At 52.1% G+C, this 263-nt stretch carries 3 tRNA genes; all 3 read left to right on the top strand.

The window, feature by feature from the left end:
• The first annotated feature begins 1 nt into the window (after position 1).
• The 3 genes from HMPREF3237_RS08700 (at position 2) to HMPREF3237_RS08690 (ending at position 256) form a co-directional block, all read left to right on the top strand.
• A tRNA-Ser gene (locus HMPREF3237_RS08700) sits at positions 2-91 on the top strand.
• Between the two features lie 14 nt (positions 92-105).
• Positions 106-179: transfer RNA gene (locus HMPREF3237_RS08695), tRNA-Met, on the top strand.
• A gap of 4 nt (positions 180-183) precedes the next feature.
• Positions 184-256: transfer RNA gene (locus HMPREF3237_RS08690), tRNA-Phe, on the top strand.
• Positions 257-263 lie beyond the last annotated feature (7 nt).

Raw genomic sequence — 263 nt, 5'->3', positions numbered from 1 at the left:
TGGAGGATTACCCAAGTCCGGCTGAAGGGAACGGTCTTGAAAACCGTCAGGCGTGTAAAAGCGTGCGTGGGTTCGAATCCCACATCCTCCTTTATTTATTATTAACGCGGGATGGAGCAGCTCGGTAGCTCGTCGGGCTCATAACCCGAAGGTCGTAGGTTCAAATCCTGCTCCCGCAATATTGGCTCGGTAGCTCAGTTGGTAGAGCAATGGATTGAAGCTCCATGTGTCGGCGGTTCGATTCCGTCTCGCGCCATAATTTT

It is taken from the genome of Streptococcus sp. HMSC34B10 (assembly GCF_001839505.1).
Classification (GTDB): Bacteria; Bacillota; Bacilli; order Lactobacillales; family Streptococcaceae; genus Streptococcus; species Streptococcus peroris.
The sequence above is the reverse complement of the archived record's forward strand: the minus strand, read 5'-3'. Positions and strand labels throughout refer to the sequence as shown.